General features: G+C 58.9%; 16 protein-coding genes. 8 read left to right on the forward strand and 8 right to left on the reverse strand.

Annotated features, from left to right (window positions below; all coding sequences use genetic code 11):
* Positions 1 to 22: 22 nt before the first annotated feature.
* The gene (locus tag ACT2B1_RS06605; protein ID WP_481668804.1) at positions 23 to 985 is read left to right on the forward strand and encodes a pirin family protein; all 963 of its coding nucleotides are present in this window, start codon (positions 23 to 25) and stop codon (positions 983 to 985) included.
* A 67-nt stretch (positions 986 to 1,052) separates the two neighbouring features.
* Positions 1,053 to 2,027 (forward strand): 2-dehydropantoate 2-reductase, encoded by a 975-nt coding sequence (locus ACT2B1_RS06610; protein ID WP_171239996.1) that lies wholly within the window; start codon positions 1,053 to 1,055, stop codon positions 2,025 to 2,027.
* A gap of 4 nt (positions 2,028 to 2,031) precedes the next feature.
* Here the strand turns inward: ACT2B1_RS06610 and ACT2B1_RS06615 are convergent, their stop codons facing one another.
* The 3 genes from ACT2B1_RS06615 to hrpB all read right to left on the reverse strand — a co-directional run bounded on the left by ACT2B1_RS06615 (position 2,032) and on the right by hrpB (position 6,655).
* On the reverse strand, positions 2,032 to 3,510 hold the full coding sequence (locus tag ACT2B1_RS06615; protein WP_481668805.1) for an inorganic phosphate transporter: 1,479 nt from the start codon (positions 3,508 to 3,510) through the stop codon (positions 2,032 to 2,034).
* Positions 3,511 to 3,602: 92 nt separating this feature from the next.
* Complete coding sequence (locus ACT2B1_RS06620) at positions 3,603 to 4,061, reverse strand: NUDIX hydrolase (RefSeq protein WP_171239998.1); 459 nt, start codon at positions 4,059 to 4,061, stop codon at positions 3,603 to 3,605.
* Positions 4,062 to 4,222: 161 nt separating this feature from the next.
* Positions 4,223 to 6,655, reverse strand: coding sequence for an ATP-dependent helicase HrpB (hrpB, locus tag ACT2B1_RS06625; protein WP_481668806.1), 2,433 nt, complete (start codon positions 6,653 to 6,655; stop codon positions 4,223 to 4,225).
* A 227-nt stretch (positions 6,656 to 6,882) separates the two neighbouring features.
* Between hrpB and meaB the strand changes: the two genes are divergently transcribed.
* From meaB to ACT2B1_RS06645, 4 genes are all read left to right on the forward strand, one after another.
* Positions 6,883 to 7,854 carry a methylmalonyl Co-A mutase-associated GTPase MeaB gene (gene meaB / locus ACT2B1_RS06630; RefSeq protein ID WP_481668807.1) on the forward strand — a complete coding sequence of 324 codons (972 nt, stop codon included), beginning with the start codon at positions 6,883 to 6,885 and terminating at the stop codon, positions 7,852 to 7,854.
* Positions 7,855 to 8,017: 163 nt separating this feature from the next.
* On the forward strand, positions 8,018 to 8,305 hold the full coding sequence (gene rpmB / locus ACT2B1_RS06635) for a 50S ribosomal protein L28 (RefSeq protein ID WP_039532366.1): 288 nt from the start codon (positions 8,018 to 8,020) through the stop codon (positions 8,303 to 8,305).
* Between the two features lie 362 nt (positions 8,306 to 8,667).
* Positions 8,668 to 9,063, forward strand: coding sequence for a hypothetical protein (locus ACT2B1_RS06640; RefSeq protein ID WP_254428701.1), 396 nt, complete (start codon positions 8,668 to 8,670; stop codon positions 9,061 to 9,063).
* Positions 9,064 to 9,107: 44 nt separating this feature from the next.
* Positions 9,108 to 9,575, forward strand: a complete 468-nt coding sequence (locus ACT2B1_RS06645; RefSeq protein ID WP_171125559.1) for a copper chaperone PCu(A)C — start codon at positions 9,108 to 9,110, stop codon at positions 9,573 to 9,575.
* 82 nt (positions 9,576 to 9,657) lie between these two features.
* On the opposite strand, the gene ACT2B1_RS06650 is transcribed toward ACT2B1_RS06645, so the two are convergent.
* A complete protein-coding gene (locus ACT2B1_RS06650) occupies positions 9,658 to 10,266 on the reverse strand; it encodes an HdeD family acid-resistance protein (protein WP_481668808.1) in 609 nt (202 codons plus the stop codon).
* Positions 10,267 to 10,330: 64 nt separating this feature from the next.
* The gene (locus ACT2B1_RS06655; protein WP_481668809.1) at positions 10,331 to 11,026 is read right to left on the reverse strand and encodes an NAD-dependent deacylase; all 696 of its coding nucleotides are present in this window, start codon (positions 11,024 to 11,026) and stop codon (positions 10,331 to 10,333) included.
* A 28-nt stretch (positions 11,027 to 11,054) separates the two neighbouring features.
* On the opposite strand from ACT2B1_RS06655, the gene ACT2B1_RS06660 reads away from it, so the two are divergent.
* Positions 11,055 to 11,498 carry a low molecular weight protein-tyrosine-phosphatase gene (locus ACT2B1_RS06660; protein ID WP_481668810.1) on the forward strand — a complete coding sequence of 148 codons (444 nt, stop codon included), beginning with the start codon at positions 11,055 to 11,057 and terminating at the stop codon, positions 11,496 to 11,498.
* Here the strand turns inward: ACT2B1_RS06660 and ACT2B1_RS06665 are convergent.
* Both ACT2B1_RS06665 and ACT2B1_RS06670 read right to left on the reverse strand, forming a co-directional pair.
* On the reverse strand, positions 11,495 to 12,436 hold the full coding sequence (locus ACT2B1_RS06665) for a LysR family transcriptional regulator (protein WP_171210897.1): 942 nt from the start codon (positions 12,434 to 12,436) through the stop codon (positions 11,495 to 11,497). The two genes, ACT2B1_RS06660 and ACT2B1_RS06665, sit on opposite strands and share 4 nt — an antisense overlap.
* 66 nt (positions 12,437 to 12,502) lie before the next feature.
* Positions 12,503 to 12,811: a hypothetical protein gene (locus ACT2B1_RS06670; protein WP_171121922.1), complete on the reverse strand. Its 309-nt coding sequence runs from the start codon at positions 12,809 to 12,811 to the stop codon at positions 12,503 to 12,505.
* A 255-nt stretch (positions 12,812 to 13,066) separates the two neighbouring features.
* On the opposite strand from ACT2B1_RS06670, the gene lepA reads away from it, so the two are divergent.
* On the forward strand, positions 13,067 to 14,866 hold the full coding sequence (gene lepA / locus ACT2B1_RS06675) for a translation elongation factor 4 (protein WP_170707663.1): 1,800 nt from the start codon (positions 13,067 to 13,069) through the stop codon (positions 14,864 to 14,866).
* 35 nt (positions 14,867 to 14,901) lie between these two features.
* Here the strand turns inward: lepA and ACT2B1_RS06680 are convergent, their stop codons facing one another.
* Complete coding sequence (locus ACT2B1_RS06680; RefSeq protein ID WP_171240004.1) at positions 14,902 to 15,849, reverse strand: aldo/keto reductase; 948 nt, start codon at positions 15,847 to 15,849, stop codon at positions 14,902 to 14,904.
* Positions 15,850 to 16,039: the final 190 nt, after the last annotated feature.

Raw genomic sequence — 16,039 nt, forward strand, 5'->3', positions numbered from 1 at the left:
TTTGAACGCAAGAGGTGCAGGAATGAGTTGGAATCCCACACACAACCCCGAATGTGTTTCCGAGAATTCAGCCCTTGAAAAGCTGATCATACCCCGCGCTCGTGATCTGGGCGGGTTCGAAGTGCGCCGCGCTTTGCCGTCGGTCAAACGACAGCTTGTGGGGCCCTTCATCTTCTTTGATCAGATGGGTCCGGCTGAATTTATCACGGATGGTGGTATTGATGTGCGCCCACATCCCCATATCGGTTTGGGAACCGTTACCTATCTGTATCAGGGTGAATTTGAGCATCGCGACAGCCTTGGCACGCATCAGATGATCTACCCCGGTGAGGTCAATTGGATGGTGGCAGGTCGCGGCGTGACCCATTCTGAACGAACAAGCGAAGAAACACGCAGCAAAAGGCACAACCTGTTCGGTATCCAGACCTGGATCGCGCTGCCCGAAGCGCATGAGGACATGGCCCCTGATTTTGAACATCACAAACAAGGTGCGTTGCCCCATATTCAGGACAATGGCGTCAGCGCCAGATTGATCCTCGGGTCGGCATATGGTGAGACCAGCCCCGTTACGATGCTGTCTGAGACTTTTTACCTCGACGTTCAGTTGGATCCGGGCGCCTCTTTCCCGTTGCCGGATGATCATGAGGATCGCGGCGTCTATGTCACCCAAGGCTCTGTCGAGATTGCGGGCGACACGTTCGAGGAAGGTCGGATGATGGTCTTTCGTCCCGGTGATCGCCTGTCGGTCAAGGCAGGCCCGTTGGGCGTGCGCCTGATGCTTCTGGGGGGCGCGACATTGAATGAGGACCGATATATCTGGTGGAATTTCGTGTCGTCCTCGAAAGAAAAGATCGAGACAGCGACCCGCGAGTGGAAGACGGCCGACTGGGCAAATGGAGCTTTTCACCTGCCGCCCGGAGACGATCAGGAGTTCATTCCGATCTCGGAGGAATTGGCACGTACCCGCCCGAGGTTGGCGCGCTAACCGAACGTAATGGGGTCTTGTCCGCGTCCTAAATCCCGGCAATCCTTGCGCCTAGACGGAGGATGTCATGAAAATCGTGATTGCGGGCGCGGGCAGCATTGGATGTTACTGCGGGGCATTGTTGGCGGAGGCTGGGCATGACGTGACCTTTTTGGGGCGTGCCTATGTTCTTGATCCAATCCGTGCACAGGGGCTTAGGGTCAGCGATTTTGCGGACCTGAATCGCCGCGTGCCCGCTGTGAAACTGACCCTGACCCAATCGCCAGAAGGGATGGAAAACGCCGATCTGGTGATCGTGACTGTCAAAACCGGCGCGACGGCAGATATGGCGGCGCAGATCGCGAAACATGCGCCCAAAACGGCCCCTGTACTGTCGTGGCAAAACGGGATGGAAAACGTCCGAACTCTGCGCGCCGCCCTACCGGACTATGATGTCCGTGCAGGAATGGTGCCTTTCAACGTCGTCCCATCCGGTGCTGGCAGTTTCCACAGAGCGACATCCGGCGAGATTGTAATTCAAAGTGGCCCGGGCGACTTGGGGCGGCTTCTGAGCAGTAGTGATATGCCTGTGGTCGAAAGTGACGACATCGATGCCGTGCAATGGGGCAAACTGGTCATCAATCTTAACAACGCGCTGAACGCGCTTTCCGGGCTGACCCTGAAACAGCAACTTCTCGATCGAAACTGGCGTCGCCTGATGGCGGACCAGATGACCGAGGCGCTGGCGGTTCTGAAGGCAGCCGGTCTTCCTGTCGCCTCGACCACGCCGTTGCCGGCGTGGATGACGCCGCATATTCTACGTTTGCCGACACCCGTGTTTTCAAGAATAGCTGCGCGGATGGTCAGCATTGACCCCTCGGCGCGCACATCCATGGCCTATGACCTGCTGGCGGGGCGGACGACAGAAATCGACAGCCTGCAGGGGGAAATCGTCCGGCTGGGTGAAACCTGCGGTATTCCTACGCCAATCTGTCGGCGGGTGCGAACTCTGATCGAACAGAAACCGCAAACCGCAATGGGTCCAGAGGGGATCACGTCCTAACGCCTTATTGAAAGGCGGTCAGTATCCAGAAAATAACCGCTGACATTGTTGCGGCGGCGGGCACTGTGATGACCCATGCTGCCACGATCGTCATGAAATGGGATCGCCGGACCAGCTTGCGCCGCTTGTGTTCCTCGCGTGCCAAACGGCGTTCCGGCGGTCGCTGATAGTTCGAGGTTTTCCATCGGCGGTCCGAATGCCATTCGCGGTAAAACCCGACCCCAAAGACCGCACCAACCGCGATATGGGTGGAACTGACGGGCAGGCCCAGCCAACTGGCCACAATCACCGTGATTGCTGCGGACAAGGCGACGCAGAAGGCGCGCATGGGGTTCAGCTTGGTGATCTGGCTGCCGACCATGCGGATCAGCTTGGGGCCGAACAGGAACAAGCCGAAGGAAATGCCAAAGGCACCAATCACCATCACCCAGCTTGGGATCGTCACTTTGGACGCGAAATCGCCGAACTCGGCGGCGTGGACAATGGCGGCCAAGGGGCCAACGGCATTGGCCACGTCGTTTGCTCCGTGGGCGAAACTGAGGAATGCGGCGGAGATGACCAGTGGCAGCCCAAAAAGCGCCTTGAGGGATTTCGTGCGGTTTTCCAACCCTTCGGACTTGCGGCGAACCCATGGTACCGTAACGGCCCAGGCCAACAAACCAGCGGCCAAGCCGACCAGCAGGGCGACTTCAAGGTCCACTTTGACGATCCGCTTTAGACCCTTGACCGCCAGATACGTCGCAAATGCCCCGGCCATTACCGCGACCAGAATGGGAACCCAGCGCCGTGCGGCGGCAATCTTGTCGTCCTGATATTGGATTTTCGCTTTGATCAACGCCAGAAACCCGGCAGCAATAACGCCCCCAAGTACTGGTGAGATCACCCAGCTTGCAGCAATCGCACTCATCGTACCCCAACTGACCGCGCTCAGACCTGCTGCTGCGATGCCAGCCCCCATCACGCCGCCCACGACGGAGTGGGTCGTGGATACCGGTGCGCCGACCCACGTTGCCAGATTGACCCACAATGCCGAGGAAATCAGCGCCGCCATCATCGCCCAGATGAACACGTTGCTGTTTTGAACCGAGGCCGGGTCGATAATGCCCTTGGATATTGTCGAGACCACGTCCCCACCTGCCAGCAAAGCCCCTGCGCTTTCGGCGATGGCGGCGATCACAATCGCTCCGCCCATCGTCAGCGCGTTGGCACCCACGGCAGGGCCCATGTTGTTGGCAACGTCGTTGGCGCCGATATTTATCGCCATGTACGCCCCGAACGCCGCTGCCGCGACAACGATCAGCCCTCCGTCGGCCTGACCAAACAAAACTGCAGCGGTCAACCCGGCCAGCGCGATGAATGCCAGCGCAATGCCGGGGGCAAGCATGGGGCGTGCGACGTAAACATTCGCAGATTCAACGCGTGAAATGCGGTGCAAGTCGCTGTCCAGTGCCTGCCAGCGGGTTTTGGAATTCGAATTCGACATGAGGTTTCATCGGTTTTCTGGATTTGACGCACGCCGCTAAACGGTTTCGCCTGTGCGGGCAACCGCTCTGTCATCAAATTGTAGCGATTTTGTTACAAGTGACGTAGGATTTCGCTGAGTTCAGGCTCCCAAACGCGGTCAGCGGCCGTCTGGGGCGAGACCCACTCGCGCGTGCGCTGACCTGCTTCGGGGAAGTCATCCGCCAGTTCCTGAACGTCCACCCGGTACACATTCGTCAAAACCGGCTGAGCCGATCCGTCTTTAAGAATTTTGTCGTATGTGTAGTGCCCGACAGGGCTGCGGCCAAGCTTCGCTGGCCTTACGCCGGCTTCTTCCCATGCTTCTTGCCGGGCTGTTTCCGCGCCGTCCAAACCGTCCATGGGCCAGCCCTTGGGAATGACCCATCGGCCCGTATCGCGGCTGGTGATCAACAAAACTTCGGGCCCGTTTTGCGTTTTTCTCAGGCAAAGGGCGGCGAACTGCACCCGGCGGGGGCGCAGGAACAAAGGTCTGGCGACCTCTTCCCAGATATTTCGCAACCATTTTGTCAAAACAGGCTTACTTGAGTGGGTGAAACATGTGCGTGTGTCACATAACAACGGAATGGAATATCTTCAATGCACCTATCTTTACCCTGCGTCATCTCGGCGCTGATTGCTGCCGAAGGGCTGCAATTTCTAGCGGGAAAGGTGAGTATTTGCCGAACAGCGTTCTAGCTGCGCCGTTTCGCCCGCAACGTGGGGTCGGCCTGCGTTGGGTCTTCGGGCCAAGGGTGTTTGGGGTATTGCGCGCGCATGTCCTTGCGCACATCGGCATAGGATCCCGCCCAAAACCCCGGCAGATCGCGCGTGATCTGTATCGGTCGCTGCGCCGGAGACAGCAGGGTGATCTTCAACGCTTCACCCCCGACAATCGGGTGACGCGTGACGCCAAACAATTCCTGCAAACGTACCGAGATTTCGGGGACCGCGCCGCCATAGTCGATGGGAACCTTACGCCCGAGCGGTGTTTCAAAAGAGCCGGGCGCGCGGCGATCCAATTCTTGCGTCTGTCCCCAATCCAGACGAGAGCGAAGCGCGGGCAGCAGATCGAACCGTTTCCAGTCTTCAGCATTGCGCACTCCCTCAAGCATGGGCAGCAACCAGTCTTCCACTGTGTCCATCAGGCCCTGAGTCGAGAAGTCCGGCAGGTCCACCCCTTCGGCCCGAACCAGTTCCACGCGCGCCGCCAGACGCGCGGCGGCGCCGTTCAGGACCAACCCGAGGTCTCGCACGCCATCTAGCATGGCGTGGGCGACGGCATCGGACGGGACCTCTTTCCATATCCGGTCCTCCAGAGTGATTGCGCCAAACCGTTCTTGTCGTCGGGCGATGACCCGCCGGTCGCGTTTCGACCAATCACACGTTTCGACCCAATCGATCTGATCCGCAAACAGGTCGCGGATTTCCCGCTCGGTAATTTGGGCGGCCATGCGTACACGCGCTTCTCGCGGATTTCCATCGGTGTCGGTGACCACAAGATACTGGGCGGCTGCCAGCGTATCTTCACCGCCCAGCACGACCCCTTTGCCGCCGGACAGGACATAGCGTGGCACATCACCCTTTCGCCGCTGTCCGATCCTGTCGGGATATGCAAGCGCGGCCATGGATGCGGGGCTTAGGTCCGAACGACTGCCCCGGTCCCGCAGCCGCTTGGCCTCGGCCTTGATCCGGTCCACCGCGCCTGTGTTCACCTGCCAGACCCGATTGCGTTGAAAGGCCCGAGTGTCCCGCAACGCCTCTAGCCGCAGCAGGATATCCGCCGGAGCGCCTTTAAGTGGGTCACGTTCTGCCGTCAGCGCCGCCAGAATTGCTGCATCGGGTCCAGCCTGTACCAGCATGTGCCCAAGGCGCGGATGCAAAGGCAGCGCCGCCAAAGCTCGTCCGTGATCGGTAATCCGGCCGTTGCTGTCGAGCGCGCCCAGCATTTGCAGCAGGTTTCGTGCTTCGGCCATCGCTCCGTCGGGCGGAGGGGTCAGAAAGGCCAGATCACTGGGCGAAGCACCCCAAAGGGCCAATTCCAAGGTCAGCCCGGTCAGGTCGGCGGCTTCGATCTCGGCCGGGGGGTAGGCGGCCAGCGCCCCTTCTTCCCCTTTGGACCAAAGGCGATAGCAAACACCTTTGGCCACCCGCCCGGCGCGACCTGCGCGTTGTGTCGCTTCGGCGCGTGTGACGCGTTCCGTCACGAGGCGGGACATGCCCGAGCCCGGGTCGAACCTTGCCCGCCGCGCCTGTCCCATATCGACGACCACCCGAATATCGGGGATGGTCAGCGATGTTTCGGCAATCGACGTGGCCAATACCACTTTGCGGCCGCTATCAACCGGAGCGATCGCCTTGCGCTGTTCCGCGAAAGGCATAGACCCAAAAAGCGGCCTGATCATGCAGTCCTTGGGCAAGCGACGGGTCAACGCGGCCTCGGCGCGGCGAATTTCACCTTCGCCGGGCAGGAAAACCAGCATTCCACCATCGGTTTCCCGTTCGGCCTGAGTGACCAGATCCACTAATGCGTCCAGCCGTCGCGCCTGTGTTCCCAACGGATAGTCAAGCCAACGCGTTTCAACGGGAAAGCTGCGGCCTTCGGAGGTGACCAGCGGGGCATCCATCAGGCGTCCTACCGGTTCGGCATCCAATGTCGCAGACATGGCCAGAAGGATAAGGTCATCCCTGAGCGCCCCCGTTACTTCAAGACATAAGGCAAGTCCAAGGTCCGCGTTCAGTGATCTTTCGTGAAATTCATCGAAGATAACCGCACCCACGCCGGGAAGATCGGGCTCGGATTGCAGCATACGCGTCAGAATCCCTTCGGTCACAACCTCGATCCGGGTGGTCTTGGACACTTTTGTTTCGCCACGTACGCGGTATCCGACCGTTTCGCCAGCGCGTTGACCAAGAGTTTCCGTCATGCGTTCAGCGGCTGCGCGCGCCGCCAGTCTGCGCGGCTCAAGCATGACAATCCGACCGTCACACAGCCCGGCATCCAGTATCGCTAACGGCACCCGAGTTGTCTTACCCGCACCCGGAGGGGCCTGAAGCACAGCGCGGCCCGAAGCTTTCAAAGCTTCGATAAGATCGGGAATAGCGTCGTCGATAGGCAGGCGTGTCATGGTGGCTTTATCCGCGAATGGTCCCCCAACGTCCAGTTCCGCCCTGCGGGAACATGGCCAGAGGTGTGCATCAACGGGGATCACGGTTTTCGCAGACGCCAACAGAGGACAGGCCGCAACACCCTAGCGCGAATAGCTGGCCGTGGGTGCATTTCTCGATCCCTATAGTCTGGACAAACACCCCTTTGGGGCGGCAAGTAGACCTGCCGCAAAAGATTGGGGTCAAAATGGAAATAGACGGCCTGGCAGACAGGATTTTGAACGGAGACAGGCGTGCTTTGGCCCGTGCCATTACGCTGGTTGAAAGTGGCCGCGCCGATCATCGGGCGCAGGCGACGGAATTGCTGGCTCAGTTGGCGGGGTCGGAGAGGCAGGCGCTGCGGATCGGATTGTCAGGGACACCGGGGGTGGGCAAATCCACCTTTATCGAGAGCTTTGGCATGATGCTGATCGGTTTAGGGCTTCGCGTCGCGGTTCTGGCTGTTGATCCCAGCTCTGCCCGATCGGGCGGCTCAATTCTGGGCGACAAGACCCGGATGGAGCGTCTGAGCCGTGAGCGCGCCGCCTTCATCCGTCCATCGCCCAGCCAGTCGCATCTTGGCGGCGTGGCCCGTCGCACACGTGAGGCAATCGCATTGTGCGAAGCGGCTGGGTTTGACGTTGTGCTGATCGAAACCGTAGGCGTGGGGCAATCGGAAACCGTTGTGTCCGAACTGTCCGACCTGTTCCTGCTGCTGCTCGCGCCTGCGGGCGGTGATGAGTTGCAGGGCGTCAAGCGCGGTATCATGGAAATGGCGGATATGATCCTGGTGAACAAGGCGGATGGCGATCTCAAGGCGACTGCCACGCGCACCTGCGCTGACTACGCCGGTGCCCTACGTCTACTGCGCAAGCGCCCGCAGGATCCCGAAGGGTTTCCCAAGGCCATGACGGTTTCTGCGGTCGAGGAACACGGGTTGGAAGATGCGTGGTCCGAAATTCAATCCCTGACCCAATGGCGTCGCGACTCGGGTCATTGGGAAAGGAACCGGGCGGTGCAGGCGCAGTATTGGTTCGAGCAGGAAGTGCGTTCGGCGCTTCTGTCGCGGCTGTCGACTGCGCCGGCGCGGGCCGAGATGGAACGTCTGAGCACCGAAGTTTCACACGGCCGGATAAGCCCTGCGGCGGCGGCGGAACAGATGCTGACAACGCTGGCCTGAAGGGGTGACAGGTAAAGTCAAAGAATTCTGCTGGCCCGTCTTGACCCTTCCGGCGATTCCCACTACACGCATCCAACCAGTTTTCGGGCGCGACTTCGGGTTGCGCCCCTTGTGATTTGGCCGAGGGCAGTATGCCCGGCCTCCAGAAACAAAGGAAGAAACCATGTCGCGCCGTTGCGAACTGACCGGAAAAGGCCCGATGACTGGCAACAATGTCAGCCACGCCAAAAACAGAACTCGTCGTCGTTTTCTGCCCAACCTGAACGACGTTACCCTGCAGTCCGAGACTCTGGGCCGTGGCGTCAAGCTGCGCATTTCTGCTGCTGCTCTGCGTTCGGTTGATCACCGCGGTGGTCTGGACGCGTTCCTGGCCAAAGCCAAGGACGAAGAACTGTCCGCGAACGCACTGAAAGTGAAAAAGGAAATCGCCAAGGCACAAGCTTCGGCCTAAACCTTTTTTACTGCGAATTTCAGGCCCTGTACCCATCTGGTGCAGGGCCTTTACTTTTGCCTGAATTAAGAATGTTCACGATTTCGGCGCAATTGACCCCTGAAACGTAACTTTGATCACATACAGCGAATTCTGAGCGGAATATGTTTATGCATATTTTTTGCGGAGTTTGCCCTCATGTCTTTTAAATCTTTCGATTCTTTCTCAGTGTTGGCCGCATTTTTCGGCAAGACCTTTGGGACATGCTTTCGGATGCAACGTCAGGTGAACCGGCTGCATACGAGTCTGACCAAAGGGTCCGTCAAACGCCCGGAATTAGACCGCTGACACTTTCCTAGGATCCCAAGGCTTCAAGCGTCTGAATGCGCTTGAAGCCGGAATTGTCTCTGGCCTATACCCTAGGCAGAATGAAACCCGCTCTGACCAGAATTCTGCCCTTTGCGCTTTCGCTGCTCGTTATTTTGACGGGGCAGGGTTTTGCAGTTTCGCGCGGGGTCGATGCTGCGGTCGGTCAAATGGTGCTGTGCACCGGAAGCGGTCCGGTGGTTGTCTATGTCGATGCCGAAGGGCAACCGACGCAGGCCCCGCATTTCTGCCCTGACTTTGCTTTGACCGTGTTGGGCGCTCTTTCCATGGCGGAGGCTGCGATTCCCGACGCGCCGAAACAACCCCAGCCGAGGTTGAAGCGTGGCGTGGGTGACCTCATCACGCCGTCGGTTGCCTCACAATCGGCGCGCGCGCCTCCTAGTTTGGCTTGATACTGTTTTCCAATTTATCAAGAACTCAAATCAGGAGAGGCTTTATGTCCTTCACCTACAAACTGCTGGCCACCGTTGCCGCCGTTACTCTTACAACCGCCGCCTGGGCACAGGATAGCATCACCGTCGAGGACGCCTATGCGCGTTCGTCAGGCAAGTCCGCAAAGGCGGGTGCTGCTTTCATGATGATCCAGAACTCTGGTGAGACCGACGACCGTTTGATCGCAGCCGAATCGGATGTTGCGGCACGGGTCGAGCTGCACACTCATCAGGTTGATGCCAACGGTGTGGCCAAGATGCTCCATGTCGAAGAGGGGTTCGTCATCCCGGCCGGAGAAACTCACATGCTGAAGCGTGGTGGCGATCACGTCATGTTTATGGGGATTTCGGCGCCGTTCGAACAAGGTGCAACTGTGCCGGTCACGCTGGTTTTTGAAAATGCTGGTGAGATCGTCGTCGACATCCCAGTCGACCTGGAGCGCAAAGGCGACCACGGGTCACACAACCACTAAGGCTACGCCTGTCTTCGGGCCGCGATGCGGCCGTCATCAATGCGTCAGGCCGGGTAACTCCCCGGCCTGTTTGCGTTGTGCTTCAGCGGTTCACGACGCGCATTGCGATGCGATCATGGGCCCGTTTGAAGCGCGCGGCGAGAAAAAACATGACGACCGAGAAGGCCAGCGCCGAAAAGGCGATTGCCCAACCTAGCGCGACCATTCCGCTGCCGGGCCAGAACAACAGCACCAGTCCGATAACCAGCGCCACAATTCCCGAGTTGCGCACCGTGGCTGCGTCCGGGTTCTGGTCGGGCATCTGACGCCAGGCCATAACCGAGCCCACTCCAACGATCAACGCCCATGCGCCCAGCAGGAAGAAGGTCAGGCGGGCGACACCCTCGGGCCAGATCAACAGAATGAGGCCGATCAGTAGGGCGCCGATGCCGACGCCTCCGATCAGGCCGCGCCGCCCGAAGCCCAGCAAGGTCAGGCCGCCGTCGAATACCAGCAAGAGCCCAACCAGTCTGAGCAGGAGCGAGATGCTGCCCGTAGGCCAGAACAACGCGGCGATACCAAGCACCCCGGCCAGAATGCCGCGCAGCAGGAAGGTCCACCACAGGTCTGCCAATTGATCGCCAAGCGCGTCTCGGCCATCCGGTCCCTGATCGTCCAGAATTTCGCCTTGTTGGGTATTGGGATCGGTCATGGGAGCCCCTTTGAGAATGGTTACTCCTTAAATGTTAACGATAATTCGGGCTCTTGTCTGCCGGTTATCGTGGCCCCAGCAGGTCGTCCACCCAGCGAGGCACGGTTTCTGACGCCGGGCCAAGTATCACATCATCGAAGCTGGACGCCCCGGTCGACGGCTCAAGGTTAAGCTCAACGGTGCGCGCCCCGGACATGGCGGCTTCGTGCACGAACGCGGCGGCGGGGTAGACCTGGCCCGAAGTACCAATGGATGCAAAGAACGAAGCCCCGGCCAGGTGGTCGTAAATCGTGTCCATGTGGTAGGGCATTTCACCGAACCATACCACGTCCGGCCGTGCGTTGAGGGCGGCGCAAGCTGGGCAGGGTTCACCCACGGACATCTCTGGCGGCGCGGTCCAGCGATGGCCGCACGCAGCACAGAGCGCGCCGGCGAGTATACCGTGCATATGGATTACATCCTGAGCTCCACCCGCTTCGTGCAAGCCGTCGACGTTCTGGGTTACGATCACGACTTCGCCCGGCCAATCGCGCTGAAGGCGTGCAAGCGCGCGATGGGCTAGGTTCGGTTCCGCTTTTGCCGCCTGCGCGCGTCGGGCATTGTAGAACCCCTGCACCAGTGCAGGATCGCGGGCAAACCCTTCTGGTGTTGCCACGTCTTCGATCCGGTATTGTGACCACAAGCCCCCTTCGTCGCGAAACGTGCCCAGTCCGCTTTCCGCAGAAATCCCGGCCCCAGTGAGAAAGACGATCTTTTCCATCTTTGTCCTTCGCGCTACACCTTGGCCTATGAGCCACCGTATCCTGTTTGTCTGCCTAGGCAATATCTGCCGTTCCCCAGCCGCCGAGGGCGTTTTTCGGGCGCGTGCGCCGCACCACTCCAGCGACAGTGCCGGGACGGCGGGCTGGCATGTTGGCAATCCACCTTACGGCCCGATGCAAGAGGCCGCCCTTGCGCGTGGGATCGCCTTAAGCAATCTGCGCGCCCGTCAGTTTGCAGCCGAGGATTTCCGCAGGTTCGACCTGATTATCGGAATGGATGCGAATAACATCGCGGATATTGAGGACCTGCGCCCTGAAGGAAACGACACCCCCGTGCGCCTGCTAACCGATTTCGCACCCCACTTGGGGGCCGATCACGTGCCCGACCCGTATTACACGCGCGATTTCGAAGGTGCGTTGGACTTGATAGAGGCCGCCGTTGATGGCTTGAATGAGTACTTGGGCGGTTAACCCATGACCTTGAGCCGGTCACTGAGCCATGGCAATTGCTCCAAGGTTGGATCGACGATCTGAGTGCGCATGAGGCGGCGCATCATGCCAGCGACCTCTTGCGGCACCTGATCGGACCAGTCGGTGCGGGTGAACAGTGAGATCATGCGCGCGTATTCCCCGAACGGGGCCGGATGTGCTTCGAGCCCGTCGTGGAAACGTGCCGCACGCATGTACCCCAGCGGGGTCGTTATCGCCCAGCCCAATCCGCGCGCAACCATCGCCATCAGTGCAAGGTGAGATCCGATTTCAAACCGTTCCTCAAATTCAAGCTGCTGCCGGGACATGTGCGCTTCAATCTGGCGGCTTATCAACTGTTCCCGCGCATAGCGCAAAAAGGGCAGGTCCTGCATCGCGTTTGAGGCCCCTTTGGGGGTCACAAGAATAAATGGGTCCTGAACCAACGGGTATTCCACAACGCCTTCAAGCACCTCACCGGAATGTGCGGATACGGCCATGTGCAGGCGCTGGGCCTCGAGGTCCGCAAACAGGTCAAGGCTGGGCAGCGTGATCAGTTTGAACTTTGACCGGGTCAGGCTGTCAGCCAGTAACGTTGCCAACCGCGGCGTCAGGTCGTTGTCGAAGTCGTCGATCAACCCGATGGACAACGTGGTCAGATGGCCAAGGTCCATCACTGTCAGTTCGCTCTGGGCCATCTGGAGTTCGGCCAGAATGGCCTCGGTTCGGGTCAGGAAACTGCGCCCGGCCTGCGTCAGCCGCATAGGGCGACGTCCATGGTCGACCAGTTCGGTGCCTAATGCATTTTCCAGATTGCGCAATTGTTGCGAGACCGATGGCTGGCTGAGGCCTGTAATCTCGGCAGCCTGAGCTACCGAACCTGTCCGCGCCAGCGCTTCGAACACTTCGAGGCCGCGCAGGGTAAGCCCTTTCATAACCATAGAGTACACCTTTCGCTGCGCCTCTTCTGGGGCGCAGGGCGTGTCAGGTCAAGGCGTAGGGCTGGCTTAGCTGCAAATCGCCTGAGCCATTTGGCCAAAGGCCCGATATCTGTCCCACAGGGCATCGTCCCGCGCAGTCTGAGACATCTTTAGCTCTTGCGCTTGGTGTGGGTCGGTGAACCACTTGGCGACGGTTTTCTGGTCGCTGCGTGTAAGGGCCTGATTGGCCACGCGCTGAATGCAACTGCACCGGTCTCGTGTGGCAGCCGAACGGTCGGACGCCAGACATGCCTGTTTGATCTGAGCCGCATCTGCCACCGGAGCCACCGCCATCAGCGACGCGGCGCATATTGCGATCAAGAGGAACTGTTTCATACTCGAGCCTCGTTTTTGCCTGCCCGGAGGGGTCTTGCGCCCCTCTCGGTATGCGCGTGAGTATGAATCAAAGTGGATTCGGGATCAATCTCACGATGCAGAAATGTGATTTCCTTAATTATGGCGAAAAGAATGGCCAAATTAGGGCCACGCGTGGCTGCGCGCGACCCGACAGGTTATTCCAAGGATATAAGGATCGCAGGCGGCTTTGTCCCACCTTGACCAGCGCCCATTTTCGAACCATATCCCGACGCTATGACAGACCTCGCTCATATCCGCAATTTCTCCATCGTCGCGCATATCGACCATGGCAAATCCACCCTTGCTGACCGGCTCATCCAAGAGACCGGAACAGTCAAGGACCGCGACATGAAAGAACAGCTGCTTGACAGCATGGATATCGAGCGGGAACGTGGCATCACCATCAAGGCCAACACGGTGCGCATCGACTATACCGCCGACAATGGCGAGCAATACGTGCTGAACCTGATCGACACACCCGGCCACGTGGACTTTGCCTATGAGGTCAGCCGGTCCATGCGCGCGGTCGAAGGCTCTCTGCTGGTTGTGGACTCGACCCAAGGGGTCGAGGCACAGACGCTGGCGAATGTGTATCAGGCCATCGACGCTGATCATGAGATCGTGCCGGTGCTGAACAAGATCGATCTGCCCGCCTCCGATTGTGACCGCGTAGCCGAGCAGATCGAGGATGTGATCGGCATTGACGCGACCGACGCCATCCAGGTTTCGGCCAAGACGGGGCAGGGCATCCACGAAACGCTTGAGGCCATCGTGCAGCAACTACCCGCACCGCAGGGCAATCTGGACGCGCCGCTTAAGGCGATGCTGGTGGATTCGTGGTACGACGCCTATCTGGGCGTCATCGTTCTGGTCCGCATCATGGACGGCACGCTGAAAAAGGGAATGCGGGTCAAGTTCATGTCGAACGGCACACTGCACCATGTGGACCGCGTTGGCGTCTTCCGGCCTGAGATGGAGATGGTCGACAGCCTCGGCCCCGGTGAGATCGGCTTTCTCACCGCGTCCATCAAACAGGTCCGCGACACCCGCGTCGGTGACACAATCACCAATGACCGCAACGGGACCGAGGACGCTCTGGACGGCTTCAAACCCGCGCAACCGGTGGTGTTCTGTGGCCTCTTCCCCGTGGACTCGGCCGAATTTGAAGACCTGCGCGATGCGATCGACAAGCTGGCGCTGAACGACGCGTCGTTCTCGTTCGAAATGGAAACCTCGGCTGCGCTGGGCTTTGGCTTCCGCTGCGGCTTCCTCGGCCTTCTGCATCTTGAGGTCATCCGCGACCGGATCGAACGCGAATATGATATCGAGCTCATCACCACCGCACCGTCGGTGATCTATCACGTCTACATGAAAGACGGCGAAATGATCGAACTGCACAACCCCGCCGACATGCCCGATCCGTCCAAGGTCGACCATATCGAGGAACCGCGCATCAAGGCGACCATTCTGGTTCCCGACGAATACCTGGGCGACGTGCTGAAACTGTGTCAGGACCGTCGCGGCATTCAGTTGGACCTGACCTATGCCGGGTCACGCGCGATGGTTGTGTATGACCTGCCCCTCAATGAAGTTGTGTTCGACTTCTATGATCGCCTGAAATCGGTAACAAAAGGATACGCTTCGTTCGACTACCAGATGACCGGCTATACCGAGGATAATCTGGTCAAAATGTCGGTGCTGGTGAATGACGAACCTGTCGACGCGTTGTCGACCATGGTTCACCGCGACCGGGCCGAGATGCGGGGCCGGGCGATGTGCGAAAAGCTCAAGGATCTGATCCCGCGCCACATGTTCAAAATCCCGATCCAGGCCGCCATCGGAGGCAAGGTCATCGCCCGCGAGACCCTCTCGGCGCTGCGCAAGGACGTGACCGCGAAGTGTTATGGCGGCGACGCCACGCGGAAACGCAAACTGCTGGACAAGCAGAAGGCGGGTAAGAAAAAGATGCGCCAGTTCGGGAAGGTGGATATCCCGCAGGAGGCGTTTATTTCGGCACTCAAAATGGACAGCTAAGGCTGTCCATTTTTTCGACTTCGGATTGACCGCTTCTATGAGGTTTCTGGATCGGCGTCCGATTTCCCTAGGTCAGCGAGTTCGGTCCAGGCTGTCTCTGGAATGTCCCAATCCGCCCATTCAAATGTCTGGTTCACGTGCTGCGGCCAAGTCACCCCGCACACAGTAGAGGCAATGTTTTCGTCTTGCAGTGAAAACTGTAGCGCCAGCGCGCCCATGGGAACGTCATGGCGTGCACAGATATCCTCGACAGCGCGCACTGGGGCGAGCGTTTCTTCTGTTGCTGTTTGATAAACGTAGAAGCTGTGGACTGCGCTGCCTCTTGCCAGAATTCCTCCCGCGTAGGGCGCGGCATTTAACACAGTGATGCCCTTAGAGGCGGCTAGTTCGATTAAGGGCGATGCATTCACGTTTACAAGCGTGTGCCGATTGTGCGTCATTACCACGTCGAAGTCCCAGTCGCGTAGCATAGGCACCAAGACGTCCAGCCGCCCGCCGGCCAAACCGACGGCCGTTGCGAGGCCCTCCTCTTTGATTTTGAACAATTCGTCCAGCGCCCCTCCGCTGCGGGTGATCTCCGACACGTCCTCAGCGTATTCTGGATCATGCAAGTGAAGGATATCGACGCTGTCTACGCCAAGCGCCTTCAGGCTTTGTTCGAGGGACCGCCTTGCTTGGGCAGCGTCAAACACGTTTGTCTCCATGTTACGGTCGATTTTTGTAGATAGTACGCGACCCTCTGGCAGGCCGCCGAGTTCGCGTATTACGCTCCCAATGCGTTCCTCACTGCGGCCCATGGCATAGCCGCGAGCGGTGTCGATAAACCCGTCGGGGCGTGCAAATATTGTGCGCAAGGTTTCTCGCGCCCTGTTCTCATCAACTTCATAACCGTAAATCTGAGGAATGCTGCCGATTCCGGTTGATCCAAAACCAATTCGTGGAATTCGTACTCCGGTTCTACCGATTTCGAAAAAAGATGTCATTGTTTCCATTCTCCACGTCACATTTGAATGTGTAAATTTTTTACGGATCAGCCATTCAATGCAAGATTGGGATCTCAATAAACACACGAGGAGAACCGAGTGTGCGAGTTGAAACTGTGACCAATCTCACAGCCGCAAAACCTCCAATCTGCAATAATTGACCTAATGGCAACCTCAGGAGGAGGCCTCT

This window comes from Ruegeria sp. S263, from assembly GCF_056780525.1.

Coding starts and splice junctions, on each gene's coding strand:
- ACT2B1_RS06680 (WP_171240004.1), bottom strand. CDS start 15,849: ATGACATCTTTTTTCGAAATCGGTAGAACCGGAGTACGAATTCCACGA.
- ACT2B1_RS06615 (WP_481668805.1), bottom strand. CDS start 3,510: ATGTCGAATTCGAATTCCAAAACCCGCTGGCAGGCACTGGACAGCGAC.
- ACT2B1_RS06665 (WP_171210897.1), bottom strand. CDS start 12,436: ATGGTTATGAAAGGGCTTACCCTGCGCGGCCTCGAAGTGTTCGAAGCG.
- meaB (WP_481668807.1), top strand. CDS start 6,883: ATGGAAATAGACGGCCTGGCAGACAGGATTTTGAACGGAGACAGGCGT.
- ACT2B1_RS06610 (WP_171239996.1), top strand. CDS start 1,053: ATGAAAATCGTGATTGCGGGCGCGGGCAGCATTGGATGTTACTGCGGG.
- ACT2B1_RS06605 (WP_481668804.1), top strand. CDS start 23: ATGAGTTGGAATCCCACACACAACCCCGAATGTGTTTCCGAGAATTCA.
- ACT2B1_RS06645 (WP_171125559.1), top strand. CDS start 9,108: ATGTCCTTCACCTACAAACTGCTGGCCACCGTTGCCGCCGTTACTCTT.
- ACT2B1_RS06640 (WP_254428701.1), top strand. CDS start 8,668: ATGCGCTTGAAGCCGGAATTGTCTCTGGCCTATACCCTAGGCAGAATG.
- ACT2B1_RS06660 (WP_481668810.1), top strand. CDS start 11,055: ATGAGCCACCGTATCCTGTTTGTCTGCCTAGGCAATATCTGCCGTTCC.
- ACT2B1_RS06670 (WP_171121922.1), bottom strand. CDS start 12,811: ATGAAACAGTTCCTCTTGATCGCAATATGCGCCGCGTCGCTGATGGCG.
- ACT2B1_RS06650 (WP_481668808.1), bottom strand. CDS start 10,266: ATGACCGATCCCAATACCCAACAAGGCGAAATTCTGGACGATCAGGGA.
- lepA (WP_170707663.1), top strand. CDS start 13,067: ATGACAGACCTCGCTCATATCCGCAATTTCTCCATCGTCGCGCATATC.
- rpmB (WP_039532366.1), top strand. CDS start 8,018: ATGTCGCGCCGTTGCGAACTGACCGGAAAAGGCCCGATGACTGGCAAC.
- hrpB (WP_481668806.1), bottom strand. CDS start 6,655: ATGACACGCCTGCCTATCGACGACGCTATTCCCGATCTTATCGAAGCT.
- ACT2B1_RS06655 (WP_481668809.1), bottom strand. CDS start 11,026: ATGGAAAAGATCGTCTTTCTCACTGGGGCCGGGATTTCTGCGGAAAGC.